This is a genomic window from Shewanella ulleungensis (assembly GCF_014648315.1).
GTDB lineage: Bacteria > Pseudomonadota > Gammaproteobacteria > Enterobacterales > Shewanellaceae > Shewanella > Shewanella ulleungensis.
In genome coordinates, this window is record NZ_BMQW01000032.1 from 1 (window position 1) to 1,271 (window position 1,271).

The 1,271-nt window shown below is 48.7% G+C and carries 1 rRNA gene; it reads left to right on the forward strand.

What is annotated here, in order from left to right:
* Positions 1-104 precede the first annotated feature (104 nt).
* Positions 105-1,271 (forward strand): 23S ribosomal RNA (locus tag IEY40_RS20080); the annotation flags it as partial.

Consider the following 1,271-nt stretch of genomic DNA (forward strand, 5'->3'; position numbering starts at 1 on the left):
CGCGAAAGCGTATGTGAACTATCAAGTAAAAACCAGCTGGTCATGATATGACCCAGAGCTCTTCTCTTGTTAATTCAAGGGTGTGAAACTCATTTGGGTTGTATGGTTAAGTGACCAAGCGTATACGGTGGATGCCTTGGCAGTCAGAGGCGATGAAGGACGTAATAACTTGCGAAAAGCGTTGGCGAGCTAGTAATAAGCATTTGAGCTAACGATATCCGAATGGGGAAACCCACATGCATAAGCATGTATCTGCACATGAATACATAGTGTGTAGAGGCAAACCCGGGGAACTGAAACATCTAAGTACCCGGAGGAAAAGAAATCAACCGAGATTCCCCTAGTAGCGGCGAGCGAACGGGGATTAGCCCTTAAGTCTATGGGGTGTTAGTGGAATGTGTTGGAAAGCACAGCGGCACAGGGTGATAGCCCCGTACATGAAAACTAACCATAGATGAAAACGAGTAAGGCGGGACACGTGACATCCTGTTTGAATATGGGGGGACCATCCTCCAAGGCTAAATACTCCTGACTGACCGATAGTGAACCAGTACCGTGAGGGAAAGGCGAAAAGAACCCCTGTGAGGGGAGTGAAATAGAACCTGAAACCGTATACGTACAAGCAGTGGGAGCGGTTCTTGAGACCGTGACTGCGTACCTTTTGTATAATGGGTCAGCGACTTACATTTTGTAGCGAGGTTAAGCGAATAGCGGAGCCGTAGGGAAACCGAGTGTTAACTGCGCGTTTAGTTGCAAGGTGTAGACCCGAAACCCGGTGATCTAGCCATGGGCAGGTTGAAGGTTGAGTAACATCAACTGGAGGACCGAACCGACTTATGTTGAAAAATGAGCGGATGACTTGTGGCTGGGGGTGAAAGGCCAATCAAACCGGGAGATATCTGGTTCTCCTCGAAAGCTATTTAGGTAGCGCCTCGAGCGAATACCATTGGGGGTAGAGCACTGTTAAGGCTAGGGGGTCATCCCGACTTACCAACCCTTTGCAAACTCCGAATACCAATGAGTACTACTCGGGAGACAGACAGCGGGTGCTAACGTCCGTTGTCAAAAGGGAAACAACCCAGACCGTCAGCTAAGGTCCCAAAGTGTATGTTAAGTGGGAAACGATGTGGGAAGGCTTAGACAGCTAGGATGTTGGCTTAGAAGCAGCCATCATTTAAAGAAAGCGTAATAGCTCACTAGTCGAGTCGGCCTGCGCGGAAGATTTAACGGGGCTAAACATACCACCGAAGCTACGGGTGCATTTCATTAGA